Genomic DNA, 15,230 nt, shown 5'->3' on the forward strand with positions numbered 1-15,230 from the left:
AACCCACGAACGCCGGTGCGTCACCGACGCTCCATGTTACCGGCCGGTCGTCCGCGCCGCGTACTGGACGTCGACCGTGTGGTCAGCGAACCCCTGCCGGCGGTAGAGCGCCAGCGCGGGCGCGTTGTCGCCCTCGACGTAGAGGGCCACGGCGTGCAGGCCGCGGTCGACCAGGCGTGCCGCTCCGGCGCGCATCAGGACCCCACCGAGGCCCCGGCCCTGCAGGTCCGGTCGGACGGCCACCGCGTAGTACTCACCGACGCCGTCCTCGACCTTGAGCCAGCACGAGCCTGCCAGTGCGCCGTCGGCGTCGCGCAGCAGCACCAGGTCGTCGCCGGAGAACCAGGCGTCGGACTCCCGGGCGCGCAGGTCGTCGAGCGTCATCCGCCCCTGCTCGGGGTGCGACGCGAAGGCCGCGGCGTTCAGGGCGAGCCAGTCGGTCTCGTCCGCGGTCGAGCCGGCCCGGAACGCGTCGAGTCGGTACCCGTCCGGGAGGCCCGGATCACCTGCCGACGTCGGCACCGGTGCGCGCAACTGCAGCAGCGTCCGCTCCGCGGACCAGCCCACGCGGGCTGCGAGGGCGCGGGCGGCGGGGTGGTCGCCGTGCGCCCAGGCCCGCGACGGCGGGTCCGCGAGGGCGAGCACCTGCTCGACGAGACGGGTCCCGATGCCCCGGCCACGGGCCTCCCGGCGGACGAACACCTCGACCTCGCCGTCGCGGACGACCGCGACGCCGGTGTCGTCACCGAGGACGTCGGCGCGGCCGGCGCGCAGGTCGACGAGGGTCTGGTCGGAGAACGGGGGAGCCTCGCCGTCGGCGACCGCCGCGTCGGCGAGCTGTTCGACGATCGCGAGCACTACTGGCCCTGCCCGCGGTCGTCGTCGTCGTGCACGTTGAAGCGGTAGCCGACGTTGCGGACGGTGCCGATGAGGGACTCGAGGTCGCCGAGCTTCGCGCGCAGCCGTCGGACGTGGACGTCGACCGTGCGGGTACCGCCGAAGTAGTCGTAGCCCCAGACCTCGCTGAGCAGCTGCTCGCGCGTGAAGACCCGGGCCGGGTGGGTGGCGAAGAAGCGGAGGAGTTCGAACTCCTTGAAGGTGAGGTCGAGCGGCCGGCCGCGGACCTTCGCGGAGTAGCTCGCCTCGTCGATGACGACACCGGAGGCCTGGATCTTCGAGCCGGTCTGGTTCTTCGAGGCGCGGCCGGCGTTCAGGCGGATGCGGGTGTCGACCTCGGCGGGGCCGGCGGACTCGAGCACGACGTCGTCGATGTTCCACTCGGTCGTCACCGCGGTGAGGCCGCCCTCGGTGACGACGAGCACGACGGGTGTCGTCGAACCGCTCGTGGCGAGGATCTTGCAGAGGGCCTTCGCGCTGACCAGGTCGGTGCGGGCGTCCACGAACATCAGGTCGCTCTGCGGGGCGTTGACCAGCTGGGCGGCCTCGGCGGGCACGTGCCGGATCCGGTGGCTCAGCAGGCCGAGGCTCGGCAGGACGTCGCCGGGCGCGGCCGAGGTGAGTACCAGGAGCTGTGCCACAGGACCTCCAGAGGGAGAAGACGTCGTTGCGCCATCCTAGTGAGCCCGGGGCGCCCACCCCGACGGACGGTGCAGCACGTGGCTGTCATGATGGGGACGTGAGCGAGACGACGCCCCCCGTGGGCCCCGACCCGGAAGTCGTGCCGAGCCAGCGCCGGCTGCGGCTGACGTCGGTCGTGCCGGTGTGGTTGCTCGCGGTCGTCGGGTCGGTGCTCGTGCTCACCCTGACGCAGAAGGACTCGTTCGCCTGGCTGCTGCTCGTCTTCGTCGCGGCCGTGTTCGTCAGCTTCGTGCTGCAGCTCGCCACGCAGACGAAGGACGGCCTGGTGGAGCGGATCAGCATCGCGTCGTCGGGGTCGTTCGTGGTCGTCCTCGTGACGGCGCTGATCCTGCTGGCGCGCTGAGCCTGCTGGCTTCTCGGTCCGGTCCGCGTAGACTTCCGGCATGGATTCGCTGCTTGCGCTCGAGCTCTTCTACGTGGGCCTGCTGGGCCTGGCGTCGCTCGCGATCGCCTTCATCTCGGTGACCGTCGTCGTCAAGCTCTTCAAGGGCCAGCGGTGATCGAACTCCCCGAGGGCCTCTCCGCCGAACTCGTCCCGCTGTCGTGGCTGGTCGGCGTCTGGGAAGGCACCGGAGTCGTCGAGTACCCCGTGGGCGAGGACGACGACGTCCGGACGTACGAGTTCGGTCAGCGCATCAGCTTCAGCCACGACGGCCTGCCGTACCTCAACTACTCGTCGACGACGTGGCTGCTCGACGACGACCACACCCCGCTCGCTGCCGAGATGGGCTACTGGCGGCTCGACCGGCCGTCCGAACCGGGCGACCGCGGTCCGGCGCTGCTGCTCGGCGACGGTCCGGTGCCGTTCTCGACCACGCAGAGCGTCGAGACCCTGCGCAACCAGACGAACGGCTTCGACGTCGAAGCGGCGATCATCCACCCGACCGGCGTCAACGAGCTCTACGTGGGCCGCGTCAAGCAGGGCCGCATCGACCTGGCGACCGACGCCGTGATGCGCTCCGCCAACGCCAAGGAGTACTCGGCCGCCACCCGGATGTACGGGCTGGTCGAGGGCAAGCTCTTCTGGGCGTGGGACATCGCCGCCCTGGGACGGGAACTCACCTCGCACGCCTCGGGGCAGCTCGCGAAGGTCGACTGATGGCCTCGCCGTTCGCCGTGCGTGACGGGTTCGTCGCATCCGCCACCGGGCCGGCCGCCCACTTCGGCAACCCGATCGGCGAGCAGCGTCTGCTCGCTCGCGGTCGTGCCGTCGTCGAGCTCGGTCTCGGGGTCGTCACCGTGTCCGGCCCCGACCGCCTGTCCTGGCTCAACTCGATCACGTCCCAGCTGCTGCTCGGTCTGGCGCCGGGCGTGAGCACCGAGACGCTGGTGCTCGACGCCTCCGGTCGGGTCGAGCACGCCGCACGGGTCGTCGACGACGGCGAGACCGCCTGGCTGCTCACCGAGCCGGCGGACGCCGAGCCGCTCGCCGCGTGGCTCTCGTCGATGCGGTTCATGCTGCGCGTCGAGGTCACCGACCGATCCGCCGACCTCGCGACCCTCGGTTGGTTCGACGGCGCCGACCCGCTGCACGGTGCCGAGCCACTGGCCATCTGGACCGACCCGTGGGCGTCCGTCACGCCCGGCGGGTGGGGCTACGCCGACCAGGAGGCCCACCCCGGCACCGACTGGACCCTCCGCATCGCCGTGGTCACCCCCGACACCGCTGCCCACGTGGCCGCGTCGGACGTTCCCACCGCAGGCCTCCTGGCACTCGAGGCCCTGCGGATCGCGGCCTGGCGTCCGTCGCTGTCCGACGTGGACGAGCGGACGATCCCGCACGAACTCGACTGGCTCCGCTCCGCCGTGCACCTGTCGAAGGGCTGTTACCGCGGGCAGGAGACCGTCGCGAAGGTCCACAACCTCGGACGTCCGCCACGGCGCCTGGTGATGCTGCACCTCGACGGTTCCGACGGCGTCGTGCCCGCGCCCGGCAGCCCGGTGCTGCTCGACGGCACCGAGGTCGGGCGGCTCGTCGCCTCGGCCACGCACCACGAGCTCGGACCGGTCGGCCTGGCGGTCGTCAAGCGGTCCCTCGACCCGACGGCCGTGTTGACCCTCGCGGCGGACGACGTCGTCGTTACCGCGGCGCAGCAGGTCATCGTCCCGCCGGGTGCCGGCGCGACGGCCGACGTCCCGCGTCTGCCGCGTCTCGGAGCGGTCCGCCGCCCGTAGTCCCGCCGCGCGGTGCTGCCGCGCGGTGCTGCCGCGCGGTGCCGCCGCGCCGAGTCTCGGTACTGCGGACACTTTCGCACGTGGTCGGCCGCCGATCTGTCCGCGTGGCCGAGTCTCGGCGCCGCGGACACTCCCGCCGGTCGCCGGTCGCCGGTCGCCGGCCGCGAGACCGTCCGCCTGGCCGAGTCTCGGTCAGGCGGGGGCGACCGCGGACCAGGGGACGCTGAGCTCGCCGAGCCGCCAGCGAGCGACCCCGTGCATGACCGGCCAGCCGCGGTCGCGCATGCCCCGGGCCGCCGCGATCCAGCGCTGCCGCGGGCCGTACGTGCCGAGTGGCGCCGCGACCGCCCACGCCAGGTCGAGGTCGCGGAGGAACCCGTGCACCCGCTCGCCGGGCACGTTGCGGTGGATGAGCGCCTTCGGCAGCCGCTCGGCCACGATGCTCGGGACGTCGAGCCCTGCCAACCGCAGCGCGACCGTGAAGGTGTGCGGGGCCTCCCGGTCGAGCGTGACCCACGAGGCGACCCGACCGACCTCGTTGCAGGTGCCCTCGACGAGCTGGCCGCCGGGCTGCAGCCGGTCCTGCATGATCCGCCACGATCCGACCACGGCGGACTCGTCGTACTGCCGGAGCACGTTGAAGGCCCGGATCACCGCCGGGCGTCGGCCGCTCGGCGTCGGGGTCTCGAAGCCGCCCAACCGGAACGTGACCCCGTCGCGGGTTCCCGCGTTCGCGATCGCCACGCGGGCGGGCTCGATCTCGATGCCGGTGACCTCGACGTCGGGCCGCACCCGGGCCAGGCGGTCGCGCATCTCGAGCGTCGTCGTCGGGCTCGCGCCGTAGCCGACGTCCGCGACGAGCGGGTCATCGGTGCGTCGGAGGACCGGGAGCGTCGCGATCCACCGGTCCACGCGACGGAGGCGGTTGTGCCCGGTCGTGCCACGGGTGACGGTGCCGATCGGCGAGGAGTTCCCGGGCATGCGACCAGGGTACGGGGGGAGCACCGCTCGGTAGACTCGGGCGCATGACCTCCACGCTCGTCCTGCTCCGTCACGGCAACAGTGACTGGAACCAGAAGAACCTGTTCACCGGTTGGGTCGACGTCCGGCTCTCGGAGCTCGGCGAGAAGGAGGCGAAGCGGGCCGGCAGTCTCATCGCCGAGTCCGGCATCGTCCCCGACGTCCTGTACACGTCGCTGCTGACCCGGGCGATCCAGACCGCCGACATCGCCCTGCTCGAGGCGGACCTGGCCTGGCTGCCGGTCAAGCGCGACTGGCGTCTCAACGAGCGCCACTACGGCGACCTGCAGGGCAAGGACAAGGCGCAGACGCTCGAGCAGTACGGCGAGCAGCAGTTCATGGAGTGGCGCCGCTCGTTCGACGTGCCGCCGCCCCCCATCGCCGACGACGCCGAGTGGTCGCAGGCCGGCGACCGTCGGTACGCGGACCTCGGCGACCAGCTGCCCCGGACCGAGTCCCTGAAGCTCGTCATCGACCGGCTGCTGCCCTACTGGGAGTCCGACATCACGACGGACCTCGGCGCGGGCAAGACGGTCCTCGTCACGGCGCACGGCAACTCGCTGCGGGCGCTGGTGAAGCACCTCGACGGCATCTCGGACGACGACATCGCGGGGCTCAACATCCCGACGGGCATCCCCCTCGTGTACGAGCTCGACGACGACTTCCGTCCGACGAAGCCGGCGTACTACCTCGACCCGGAGGCTGCTGCCGCCGGTGCCGCGGCCGTCGCGGCCCAGGGCGCGAAGAAGTAGCACAGCGGGTACAGCGGTGGCGCGGAGTGTCTCGACACTCCGCGCCACCGCTGTATCTGCCCCCTGGGATCAGGAGGCGAGGAGTGCGAACTCCGGTCCGAAGGACGGGTCCTCGTAGAGGTTGAAGCTGATGAGGACGGCTGCGGAGGTCATGCCGTTCATGCCCTGCTTGACTTCCGACTTCGCGACGTAGCTGTTGGTGACGTCGATCCGCCACGTGCCGTCCGGGTCCACCTTCGCGCGCCAGAGGCCGCCGTGGTTCTTCTTCACGGTGATCGTGGCGCCGGGTACGCCGGTGCCGACGAGCCATGCCGTCTGGTCGACGTGTCGGATGCCCTGCACGTCCGGCTGGGCGGGCTTCGCGGGCGGCGGTGGGACGGCTCCGGCCGGGATCGGAGCCTCGCCGACCCGCCAGACCGCGGGGCTCGAGAGGTGACCGCCGAGCCCCTGGCGGACGCTGAACTCCGTCGGGTCGTACCGGATCTCAGCGCTCCAGCGGCCGTCGGGCCCGACCTGGGTGATCGTGCCGAGGGGGGAGGCGAGTGCGCTGCCGCCCGGGATTCCGGTGCCGACGAGGTACCGCTTCCCGTCGCGGTCTTCGATGCCGTCGATCCCCGGCGACGGCGTGCCCGCGACGGTCTCGGCGACGCTCGACCGGGTGCCGAGGTCAGCGGCGCTCGAGGTGGCTGCCGATGCCGGGGCGGCGGCGCCGAGGGCGAGCAGGCCGGCGACGCAGCAGCTGACGGCTGCCGTGGTGATGCGCGTGGTGGTTCTGGTCATGGGGCTCCTTCGATCGCGGCCGTGGTCCGACCAGGAGCACCTTGCCGTGTCCTCCGGAGAACATGCGGTATGTGATGTCTTCGATCAGCTGAAGTGGGCGGCGATCTCCTGCACGAGCGATCCGACGTCGTACGGCCGATCAGTGGCGATCCGGACGACCGGTCCCACACCGACGGGGCCGGCGGTCGCCTCGTGTTCGTCCCAGAACGCCAGGATGTCGGTGAGGTCACCGTGGACCTCGTGGCGGACCGGCGGCGTGCCTGGTTCGTACCGTTCCCGGAGGCGGGCCTCGGCGGTCGCCCGGTCGACGTCGCACCACACCTCGACGACGCGGGGTGACCCGGCGGTGGTGAGTCCGGCCTCCAGGTGGTCCCGGTCACGTGACGGCAGCAGGACGGCGTCGACGACGACCCCGTTCTCGACCGCTCCGGCCATGGACCAGAGCGTGTCCATGGCGATGCCGCCGAGCGTGCGCGAGGGGATCATCGGGCCGGCGATGTCGGCGAGCGGCTCCTTCACCCGGTCCTTCGACAGGAAGGGGCAGCTGAGCACCTCGGCGAGGGCGGCGCCCACCGTGCTCTTGCCGGAACCGGGCATGCCGTTGACGATGATCGCGACCTGTGCCATGCCCCGATCCTCCCAGGTCTCACCCGGCGGAACGCAACGTGGGCGGCTGCGCGCAACGGAGTACCGCTGCGAGCAACCGCCCACCTTGCGTCTTGCGGGACCCAGCCCTGCGGGACCGGACCCTGCGGGACCGGACCCTGCGGGACCGGACCCTGCGGGACCGGTCCCGCAGGACCTGGGCCTCAGGCCGGGGACGTCGTGACGTTGGCTGCGCCGGCCCAGTCGCCGGTCGCCAGGTACTCGACCTTCTTCGCGATCGAGACCGCGTGGTCGGCGAACCGCTCGTGGTACCGGCTGGCGAGGGTCGCGTCGACCGTGTCGACCGGCCCGCCCTTCCATGCCTCGCCGAGCACGAAGTCGAAGACGCTGGCGTGCAGCTCGTCGACGGCGTCGTCCTCGTCGCGGATCTCGGCGGCCAGCGCGATGTCCTCGGTGGCGAGCAGGCGCGTGAGCTTCTGCGACATCGCGACGTCGTGCTTGCCCATCTCCTTGAAGGTGCCGCGCAGGCCCTTCGGGACGACCTTCTCGGGGAACCGCTGGCGGGCGAGCTGCGCGATGTGCTCGGCCATGTCGCCCATCCGCTCGAGCGACGAGCTGACGCGGAGGGCGGTGACGACCACGCGGAGGTCACGGGCGACGGGTGCCTGGCGGGCGAGGATGTCGATGGCGACCTCGTCCAGCGCGGATGCTGCCGCGTCGATCTTCGCGTCGTCGGCGATCACCTCTTCGGCGAGGGAGACGTCCGACTCGCTGAACGCCTCGGTGGCTCGGGTGATGGCGGACTCGACGAGCCCGGCGATCTCGGTCAGACGCTCTTGGACGTCCTGGAGCTCCTGCTGGAACACTTCGCGCATGGGGGAGGGCCTCTCTCTGCGTACCGGACGAGTGTCGTCAGCGCAGGTGAACGGTCGGTGACCTGCGGCTGAACGGTTCGCGATCCGGCCTGCTTCCGGCGGTGAACGGCATCCGAACCGCGTGTGACCACTCCTACACTGGCGGCATGGACAACGCGTGGCTCGTGCCACTGTCGATGCTCCTCGGCGGTGTGTTCGGCGCGGGCGTCGTGGTGCTGATCATCACCGCCGAGCGGACGGCACGTGCAGCCGACGTGGCGGAGCGGAGCCTGCCCGACGGGGTCGCGGCCGTGATCGCCACGATGCACAACCCCGCCGTGGTCGTGGACCCCTCGAACACCGTCGTCGCGGCGTCGCCCCAGGCGCTGGCGGTCGGCCTGGTCGTGCGCCGGAAGCTCGTGCACGACGAGCTCGCCGCGCTGGTGGACCGGGTCCGGCGGAGCGGGGAGATGGGCGCCGAGGACCTCGAGCTGCCCCGCGGCGGCCGTGGTGACGTGATGGGCTACCTGAGCTTCCGGGCCGCGCAGCTCGGCAACCGGTACGTGCTCGTGACGGCGGACGACCTGACCGAGAGCCGTCGCATCGACGAGGTCCGGCGTGACTTCGTCGCCAACATCTCGCACGAGCTGAAGACCCCGATCGGCGCGATCGGCCTGCTGTCCGAGACCCTCGTCATCGCCGCCGACGACCCCGCACACGTCCGGAAGTTCGCCGCGCAGCTGGTCACCGAGTCCGAGCGACTGGGGGCACTGACGAAGGACATCATCGAGCTGTCCCGGCTGCAGTCCGTCGACGCGCTCGAGGCCAGCGAGGAGACGAGCATCGACAAGGTCGTGCAGGCCGCGATCGACGGCAACGAGGTCGTCGCCCGCGCCCGGGGCATCGAGCTGGTCCGCGCCAAGAAGTCGAAGCTCCGCGTGATGGGGGACCCCGGTCTGCTGCAGGTGGCGGTGTCGAACCTCATCGCGAACGCGGTCAAGTACTCCCCGGACAACACCCGCGTCGGCGTGGGCGTCCGCGGCACCAAGGGCTTCGTGGAGATCGCCGTCACCGACCAGGGTGTCGGCATCCCCGAGGCTGACCTCGACCGCGTGTTCGAACGGTTCTACCGCGTCGACCCCGCGCGCTCGCGAGCGACCGGCGGCACCGGACTGGGCCTGGCGATCGTCAAGCACATCATCAGCAACCACGGCGGTGACGTCCGCGTCTGGTCGCAGCCCGGCAAGGGCTCGACCTTCACGATCCGCATCCCCGAAGCCGACCCCGAACTGACCACAGCACTCGAAGAGCAAATGGAAGAGCAGCCATCGTGACCAAGATCCTCATCGTCGACGACGAGCCGGCCCTGAGCGAACCCCTGGAGTTCCTGCTGCAGCGAGAGGGCTACGAGACCGCCGTCGCGGCCGACGGGGTCACCGCCCTGTCGAAGTTCGACTCCGAGAACCCGGACCTCGTCCTGCTCGACCTCATGCTGCCCGGGCTCTCCGGCACCGAGGTCTGCCGGCAGATCCGCACCCGCTCCAACGTGCCGATCATCATGCTCACCGCGAAGGACTCCGAGGTGGACATCGTCGTCGGGCTGGAACTCGGTGCCGACGACTACGTGACGAAGCCGTACTCGACGCGCGAGCTGCTGGCTCGCATCCGCGCGGTGCTCCGTCGCCGGACCGAGGACGACCCGGGCGACATGGGCATCCTGCAGGTCGGCGGGATCCGGATGGACGTCGAGCGCCACACCGTGAGCGTCGACGGCTCCGAGACGCCGATGCCGCTCAAGGAGTTCGAGCTGCTCGAGCTGCTGCTCCGCAACGCCGGTCGTGTGCTCACCCGTGGGCAGCTCATCGACCGGGTCTGGGGGTCGGACTACTTCGGCGACACCAAGACGCTGGACGTGCACATCAAGCGGATCCGCTCGAAGATCGAGCGCGTTCCGAGCACGCCGGAGGTCCTCGTCACCGTCCGCGGACTCGGGTACCGCATCGAGGCGTAGCCGGCGCGGCGGGGTCCGGCCGGCTCGGAGTCGCCGGCGGCTCCGCCGCAACGGACAGACGGGAGGCCCGGGGCCGGTTCATCGGAACCGGCCCCGGGCCTCCCGTCCATCGCTGGTGCACCGCACGGTCGTGCCGTGCGCGGCGATCAGTTCGTGCCGCTGTCGCCTTCGGAGGAGTCCGACTGCGAACCGCTCTGGGTGCCCGGAGCCGTGGCGTCGCCGGTGGGCTGGGTGCCGCTGTTCGACGGCGCGGTCGGCGTCGAGGTCGGGGTGGGAGTCGGTGCGAGCGTCTCGTACTGCTCCTGCGCGCTGGTGAGGACCGGCACCGTGGCCGAGGCGCCCTCGGCACCGTCGTACGAGAAGTACATCTTCACGAGCGACCCGGGCTTCGCGCTGACGTCGTCGAAGTCGACGGTGTCGTGCTGGCCGTCGTCGGCCAGGACGGTGGTGTCGTTCGCCGGCACGACGACGGTCTGGTCGACGCCGTCCACCTCGAGCGTGACGGTGCGCTCGTCGTTGCCGGTGTTCACCAGCGTGCCGATGAAGCGCGCGTCCTTCCCACTGTCGGAAATGAGCAGGGCGTTCCGCACGTCGATCGTGCCGGTCGACACGTCCACGCCGTCGGTGATCTGACGGATCTCCTGGGTGCGGGACGGCGACAAGAATTCGCAGCCGGTCGCACCGAGGGCGATCGTCGCAGCGACGGCGACGGACACGAGTACCCGAGCTCGCAAGAGGTTCCTCCGGAAGTTCACGATGACGGACCATGCGGCCCTGGCCCTCATCCTACCCAGCCGCCGGTGGGGCCGGACGTCAGGGTGGGTGGCCGGCCCCCTTACCCGAACGCCCCTTGTGGTAAACTGGAGGTCTGGGAACGGAGCCTGATACATGCAATTCGAGGTCGGCGAGACCGTCGTCTACCCCCATCACGGGGCGGCAACCATCTCTGAAGTCAAGACTCGCGTCATCAAGGGCGAGGAAAAGGTCTACCTGAAGCTTCGGGTCACGCAGGGTGACCTGACGATCGAGGTCCCGGCGGACAACGTCGACCTGGTCGGCGTCCGCGACGTGATCGGCAAGGAAGGGCTCGACAAGGTGTTCGAGGTCCTCCGGGCCCCGTTCACGGAAGAGCCCACCAACTGGTCGCGCCGCTACAAGGCGAACCTCGAGAAGCTCGCTTCGGGTGACGTCATCAAGGTGTCCGAGGTCGTCCGCGACCTCTGGCGCCGCGATCAGGACCGCGGCCTCTCCGCGGGCGAGAAGCGGATGCTGGCCAAGGCGCGCCAGATCCTCATCTCCGAGCTGGCCCTGGCCGAGAAGACCGACGAGGACAAGGCATCGACCGTCCTCGACGAGGTCCTCGCGTCCTGACGCCCGCTTGCGCACCACGAACGACACGACGACCGCACCGGCGCAGAGCCCAGCTCTGGCAGCCCGTGCGGTCGTCGTCGTTGCGGCCGGCTCCGGTACCCGCCTCGGCCTCGGCACCGCGAAGGCGTTCGTCCCGGTCGCGGGGGAGCGCATGCTGGTCCGCGCCTTGCGGACGGTCCTGAGCCTCGCCGAGCCGACCCTGGTGGTCGTCGTCGCACCGGCCGACCGGATGGACGAGTGTCGTGCGCTCGTCGCCGACGTCGCCGGAGCCGCTTCCGGGTACACGACGGTCGTGCCGGGAGGCGCGGATCGCCACGCGTCGGTCCAGGCTGGCCTGGCCGTGCTGCCGGACTCCGTCGAGACCGTGCTCGTGCACGATGCCGCGCGCTGTCTGACGCCGGCGTCGCAGTTCGAGCGGGTGTTCGCCGCGGTCGGGTCGGGCGCCGACGCGGTCGAGGGTGGTGTCGGGGTGGTGCCGGCGCTGCCCGTCACCGACACCGTCAAGCGGGTCGCCGGCGACGTCGTCGTCGAGACCGTCGACCGGTCCGCACTCGTCGGGGTCCAGACCCCGCAGGGCTTCCCGCTCGCCGCACTCCGTCGGGCGTACGCCGTGGCGGAGCAGGCCGAGACCGACGACGCCGGGGTGTTCCAGGCAGCCGGCGGTGTCGTCCGCACCGTGCCGGGTGACGCCGACGCGTTCAAGGTCACCACGCGGTGGGACCTCGGTCGTGCCGAGGCCGTCGTCGCCGAACGAGCCGGAGTCCGCTCCATCGACCCACGAGTCGACGTCCGCGTCGGGCTCGGCGTCGACGTGCACGCGTTCGACCCCGACGTGCCGTGCCGCGTCGGCATGCTCGACTTCCCCGGCGAGCCCGGCCTCTCCGGCCACAGCGACGGGGACGCGGTCGCCCACGCGGTCTGCGACGCCCTGCTCTCCGCCGGTGGTCTCGGCGACATCGGCGGCCGGTTCGGCACCTCGGACCCGCGGTTCGCCGGCGCTTCCGGGGACGTCTTCGTCCGTGGTGCCGTCGAACTGCTGCGGGACGCCGGACTCGAGCCCGTGCGGGTCACGGTCCAGGTGATCGGCAACCGCCCGCGCATCGGCGCCCGTCGTGACGAGATGCAAGACGCCCTGGCCGCGGCGGTGGGCGCTCCCGTGGCGGTGTCCGGCACGACGACCGACGGTCTCGGCTTCACCGGTCGTGGCGAGGGGCTCGCCGCGATCGCGACGGCGCTCGTCCGCTCCCGCTGACGCCGTCGGCCCGTTCTCCACAGGCTGCGGGCCGCCCCGTGTCACCGGTGGGGACGCCCTCTAGGCTTGTCGTGTGACCGTTCGCCTGTACGACTCCCGCGCCGCCGACGTCGTCGACCTCGTGCCCCTGGTCGACGGACAGGTCAGCATCTACGTCTGCGGTCCGACGGTGCAGTCCTCGCCGCACATCGGGCACCTCCGGTCCGCCCTGGTCTACGACATCTGGCGTCGCTGGCTCAGCCACCGCGGGTACCGCGTCACGCTCGTCCGCAACGTCACCGACATCGACGACAAGGTCCTCGACCTGGCCGCCGGCACCGACGAGCCCTGGTGGGCGCGCGCGTACCGCGTCGAGCTCGAGTTCACGGCCGCGTACACGGCGCTCGGCATCCTGCCCCCGACCTACGAGCCCCGGGCGACGGCGAGCATCCCGCAGATGCAGGACATCATCACGCGGCTGGTCGAGCGCGGTCACGCCTACCCGGCAGCGGACGGCAGCGGGGACGTCTACTTCGACACCGCGAGCTGGCCCGGGTACGGCGCCCTCACCCGGCAGCGGCGTGACGACATGGTCGACGCCACCGACGCCGATCCCCGCGGCAAGCGGGATGCCCGTGACTTCGCGCTCTGGAAGGGCAGCAAGCCGGGGGAGCCCTCGACCGCCAGCTGGGACTCGCCATGGGGCGCGGGTCGCCCCGGGTGGCACATCGAGTGCTCCGCGATGTCCCGGCGCTACCTCGGCCCGGCGTTCGACATCCACGGCGGCGGACTGGACCTGCGCTTCCCGCACCACGAGAACGAGCTGGCACAGTCGACCGCTGCCGGTGACGCCTTCGCCTCGTACTGGCTGCACAACGGACTCGTCTCCGTCGGCGGCCAGAAGATGTCGAAGTCGCTCGGCAACTCGATCTTCGCAGCGGACTTCCTCGACGCCGCACGTCCGGTCGTCGTCCGCTACTTCCTCGGCGCCGCCCACTACCGGTCGACGATCGACCACCACGACGGCTCCCTGGCCGAGGCCGAAGCCGCGCTCGACCGCATCGAGGGCTTCCTCGCCCGTGCTGCCGAACGCCTCGAAGGCGTCCGACCGACCGACGCCCCGGCCGTGCCGCAGGGCTTCGCCGACGCGATGGACGACGACCTGGCGGTGCCCCAGGCGCTGGCGGTGCTGCACGAGACCGTCCGCTCCGGCAACGCCGCGCTCGACGCCGACGATGCGGAAGCGCTCGGCGTCGCGTACCATCAGGTGGCTGCGATGGTCGAGGTGCTCGGCATCGACCCGCGTGCACCGCACTGGTCGGGTGGGGCGCACGGCACCTCCGCAGCACCGCTCGCCGCCCTCGTCGAACGCCTCGTACAGGAGCGCGCCGACGCCAGGGCCGCACGGGACTTCGCCACGGCCGACCGCGTCCGGGACGATCTCGCAGGCGCGGGCATCACGATCGAGGACACACCGTCCGGAACACGCTGGAGCATCGCCTGAACACGGCAGTGCCGAACAGGAGAACTGCATGAAGAACGTCTCGGGGAGCAAGAAGGGTCGTCCGGGCGCTGTCCGTACCGGCCGCAAGGGCAACAAGCAGGTCGGCTCCGGCGGCCAGGGTGCCCAGGCACTCGAGGGTCGCAAGCCGACCCCGAAGGCCGAGGACCGCCCGTACCACCCGGCCGGCAAGCGCAAGGCCGCCAAGGAGCGCTTCGAAGCGGCCCGCACCCGTCGTGGTGGCAGCAGCGCCTCGGCGCCGCAGACCCGCACCGGTGGTCGCCCGCCGGCTCGGAAGACCGACGACAGCGAGCTGGTGACCGGTCGCAACTCCGTGCTCGAGGCGCTCCGCACCAAGACGCCGTCGACCACGCTCTACGTGGCCGCCCGCATCGAGGTCGACGATCGCGTCAAGGAGATCCTGACGCTCGCGAACCACCGTGGTGTGCCGATCATGGAGATCATGCGCCCGGAGCTCGACCGCATCACGGGGCACGACAGCGTGCACCAGGGCGTCGCGCTCAAGGTCCCGGCGTACGAGTACGCCGTGTCCGAGGACCTGGTCGAGCGGGCGTTCTCGCGCGACCAGGTGCCGCTGCTCGTGGCCCTCGACGGCATCACCGACCCGCGCAACCTCGGTGCGATCATCCGCTCCACGGCGGCGTTCGGGGGCCACGGCGTCATCGTGCCGCAGCGTCGTTCGGTCGGCGTGACCGCGTCGGCGTGGAAGACCTCCGCCGGTGCCGCCGCCCGCACGCCCGTCGCGATGGCCCCGAACCTGACGCAGACCCTCAAGTCGCTGAAGTCGATGGGCCTGTTCGTGCTCGGACTCGACGGGGACGGGGACGTCGAGCTGGACGCCCTGGCACTCGCCGACCGGCCGATCGTCATCGTCGTCGGTTCCGAGGGCAAGGGTCTGTCCCGCCTGGTCACCGAGACGTGCGACGCGATCGTGTCGATCCCGATCTCCAGCGCGACGGAGTCCCTCAACGCCGGCATCGCGGCGAGCGTCACCCTGTGGGAGGTCGCGCGCCGCCGTCGCTCCGCGTAGCGGGCACCAGACGACACCCGGGAGGCCCGGTGCCGGTCCACGAGACCGGCACCGCGCCTCCCGGGTGTCTGGTACCTGCCTGCCGGCCCGTTTGCGCCACGCCCGTCGCCCCTGCCGACCGGTCACGGATCGTCGTTCTGACGCGCCCGGACCGACGGTCTTCGACCGTTCGGCGGCGGGGGAGCGGGGTGTCGTGACCGCTCGCGCCGACGGAGCGGCACGGGCCGGGAGGCCCGGGGCGCGCCCGCCCCGCGCGTCACGCCGCAGGGACTCGCCGTC

At 71.5% G+C, this 15,230-nt stretch carries 17 protein-coding genes; 10 read left to right on the forward strand and 7 right to left on the reverse strand.

Annotated features, from left to right (window positions below; genetic code table 11):
* Window positions 1-36: 36 nt before the first annotated feature.
* On the reverse strand, window positions 37-858 hold the full coding sequence (mshD, locus tag SOM35_RS15165) for a mycothiol synthase (protein ID WP_320516032.1): 822 nt from the start codon (window positions 856-858) through the stop codon (window positions 37-39).
* Window positions 858-1,538, reverse strand: a complete 681-nt coding sequence (locus SOM35_RS15170; RefSeq protein WP_111073815.1) for a response regulator transcription factor — start codon at window positions 1,536-1,538, stop codon at window positions 858-860. The genes mshD and SOM35_RS15170 overlap by 1 nt, the downstream gene beginning before the upstream one ends.
* 98 nt (window positions 1,539-1,636) lie before the next feature.
* Between SOM35_RS15170 and SOM35_RS15175 the strand changes: the two genes are divergently transcribed.
* The 3 genes from SOM35_RS15175 to ygfZ all read left to right on the forward strand — a co-directional run bounded on the left by SOM35_RS15175 (window position 1,637) and on the right by ygfZ (window position 3,774).
* On the forward strand, window positions 1,637-1,942 hold the full coding sequence (locus tag SOM35_RS15175; RefSeq protein ID WP_146248056.1) for a hypothetical protein: 306 nt from the start codon (window positions 1,637-1,639) through the stop codon (window positions 1,940-1,942).
* Window positions 1,943-2,095: 153 nt separating this feature from the next.
* Entirely contained in the window at window positions 2,096-2,698 is a 603-nt protein-coding gene (locus SOM35_RS15180) for a heme-binding beta-barrel domain-containing protein (protein WP_221851208.1), read from the forward strand.
* On the forward strand, window positions 2,698-3,774 hold the full coding sequence (gene ygfZ / locus SOM35_RS15185; protein ID WP_320516033.1) for a CAF17-like 4Fe-4S cluster assembly/insertion protein YgfZ: 1,077 nt from the start codon (window positions 2,698-2,700) through the stop codon (window positions 3,772-3,774). Before SOM35_RS15180 ends, ygfZ begins: the two co-directional genes overlap by 1 nt.
* A 192-nt stretch (window positions 3,775-3,966) precedes the next feature.
* Here the strand turns inward: ygfZ and SOM35_RS15190 are convergent, their stop codons facing one another.
* Entirely contained in the window at window positions 3,967-4,755 is a 789-nt protein-coding gene (locus tag SOM35_RS15190) for a class I SAM-dependent methyltransferase (RefSeq protein WP_320516034.1), read from the reverse strand.
* 44 nt (window positions 4,756-4,799) lie between these two features.
* Between SOM35_RS15190 and SOM35_RS15195 the strand changes: the two genes are divergently transcribed.
* Complete coding sequence (locus tag SOM35_RS15195; RefSeq protein WP_111073810.1) at window positions 4,800-5,546, forward strand: phosphoglyceromutase; 747 nt, start codon at window positions 4,800-4,802, stop codon at window positions 5,544-5,546.
* 69 nt (window positions 5,547-5,615) lie between these two features.
* Here SOM35_RS15195 and SOM35_RS15200 read toward each other — a convergent pair whose 3' ends face one another.
* The 3 genes from SOM35_RS15200 to phoU form a co-directional block, all read right to left on the reverse strand.
* Entirely contained in the window at window positions 5,616-6,326 is a 711-nt protein-coding gene (locus SOM35_RS15200) for a hypothetical protein (RefSeq protein ID WP_320516035.1), read from the reverse strand.
* Between the two features lie 84 nt (window positions 6,327-6,410).
* On the reverse strand, window positions 6,411-6,953 hold the full coding sequence (locus SOM35_RS15205) for a P-loop nucleotide/nucleoside kinase family protein (protein ID WP_320516036.1): 543 nt from the start codon (window positions 6,951-6,953) through the stop codon (window positions 6,411-6,413).
* A 182-nt stretch (window positions 6,954-7,135) separates the two neighbouring features.
* The gene (gene phoU, locus SOM35_RS15210) at window positions 7,136-7,807 is read right to left on the reverse strand and encodes a phosphate signaling complex protein PhoU (RefSeq protein WP_111073807.1); all 672 of its coding nucleotides are present in this window, start codon (window positions 7,805-7,807) and stop codon (window positions 7,136-7,138) included.
* A 146-nt stretch (window positions 7,808-7,953) separates the two neighbouring features.
* On the opposite strand from phoU, the gene SOM35_RS15215 reads away from it, so the two are divergent.
* Together SOM35_RS15215 and SOM35_RS15220 are read left to right on the forward strand one after the other, a co-directional pair.
* Entirely contained in the window at window positions 7,954-9,120 is a 1,167-nt protein-coding gene (locus SOM35_RS15215; RefSeq protein WP_320516037.1) for a sensor histidine kinase, read from the forward strand.
* Window positions 9,117-9,797, forward strand: coding sequence for a response regulator transcription factor (locus SOM35_RS15220; protein WP_110903429.1), 681 nt, complete (start codon window positions 9,117-9,119; stop codon window positions 9,795-9,797). The genes SOM35_RS15215 and SOM35_RS15220 overlap by 4 nt, the downstream gene beginning before the upstream one ends.
* A 146-nt stretch (window positions 9,798-9,943) precedes the next feature.
* Here SOM35_RS15220 and SOM35_RS15225 read toward each other — a convergent pair whose 3' ends face one another.
* The gene (locus SOM35_RS15225; RefSeq protein WP_320516038.1) at window positions 9,944-10,531 is read right to left on the reverse strand and encodes a hypothetical protein; all 588 of its coding nucleotides are present in this window, start codon (window positions 10,529-10,531) and stop codon (window positions 9,944-9,946) included.
* 154 nt (window positions 10,532-10,685) lie between these two features.
* Between SOM35_RS15225 and SOM35_RS15230 the strand changes: the two genes are divergently transcribed.
* From SOM35_RS15230 to rlmB, 4 genes are all read left to right on the forward strand, one after another.
* Window positions 10,686-11,168 (forward strand): CarD family transcriptional regulator, encoded by a 483-nt coding sequence (locus tag SOM35_RS15230; RefSeq protein ID WP_017888066.1) that lies wholly within the window; start codon window positions 10,686-10,688, stop codon window positions 11,166-11,168.
* A gap of 55 nt (window positions 11,169-11,223) precedes the next feature.
* Window positions 11,224-12,420, forward strand: coding sequence for a 2-C-methyl-D-erythritol 4-phosphate cytidylyltransferase (gene ispD / locus SOM35_RS15235; protein WP_320516072.1), 1,197 nt, complete (start codon window positions 11,224-11,226; stop codon window positions 12,418-12,420).
* A 73-nt stretch (window positions 12,421-12,493) separates the two neighbouring features.
* On the forward strand, window positions 12,494-13,903 hold the full coding sequence (gene cysS / locus SOM35_RS15240; RefSeq protein WP_320516039.1) for a cysteine--tRNA ligase: 1,410 nt from the start codon (window positions 12,494-12,496) through the stop codon (window positions 13,901-13,903).
* Window positions 13,904-13,931: 28 nt separating this feature from the next.
* Entirely contained in the window at window positions 13,932-14,951 is a 1,020-nt protein-coding gene (gene rlmB / locus SOM35_RS15245) for a 23S rRNA (guanosine(2251)-2'-O)-methyltransferase RlmB (RefSeq protein ID WP_111073803.1), read from the forward strand.
* Window positions 14,952-15,230: the final 279 nt, after the last annotated feature.

This window comes from Curtobacterium sp. CFBP9011 (assembly GCF_034045095.1).
In the GTDB taxonomy this organism is placed as follows: domain Bacteria; phylum Actinomycetota; class Actinomycetes; order Actinomycetales; family Microbacteriaceae; genus Curtobacterium.

Excerpts from the sequence above, each read along its gene's own strand:
- SOM35_RS15230 (WP_017888066.1), top strand. The coding sequence starts at position 10,686 with ATGCAATTCGAGGTCGGCGAGACCGTCGTCTACCCCCATCACGGGGCG.
- ygfZ (WP_320516033.1), top strand. The coding sequence starts at position 2,698 with ATGGCCTCGCCGTTCGCCGTGCGTGACGGGTTCGTCGCATCCGCCACC.
- SOM35_RS15200 (WP_320516035.1), bottom strand. The coding sequence starts at position 6,326 with ATGACCAGAACCACCACGCGCATCACCACGGCAGCCGTCAGCTGCTGC.
- SOM35_RS15190 (WP_320516034.1), bottom strand. The coding sequence starts at position 4,755 with ATGCCCGGGAACTCCTCGCCGATCGGCACCGTCACCCGTGGCACGACC.
- SOM35_RS15195 (WP_111073810.1), top strand. The coding sequence starts at position 4,800 with ATGACCTCCACGCTCGTCCTGCTCCGTCACGGCAACAGTGACTGGAAC.
- rlmB (WP_111073803.1), top strand. The coding sequence starts at position 13,932 with ATGAAGAACGTCTCGGGGAGCAAGAAGGGTCGTCCGGGCGCTGTCCGT.
- phoU (WP_111073807.1), bottom strand. The coding sequence starts at position 7,807 with ATGCGCGAAGTGTTCCAGCAGGAGCTCCAGGACGTCCAAGAGCGTCTG.
- SOM35_RS15205 (WP_320516036.1), bottom strand. The coding sequence starts at position 6,953 with ATGGCACAGGTCGCGATCATCGTCAACGGCATGCCCGGTTCCGGCAAG.
- SOM35_RS15215 (WP_320516037.1), top strand. The coding sequence starts at position 7,954 with ATGGACAACGCGTGGCTCGTGCCACTGTCGATGCTCCTCGGCGGTGTG.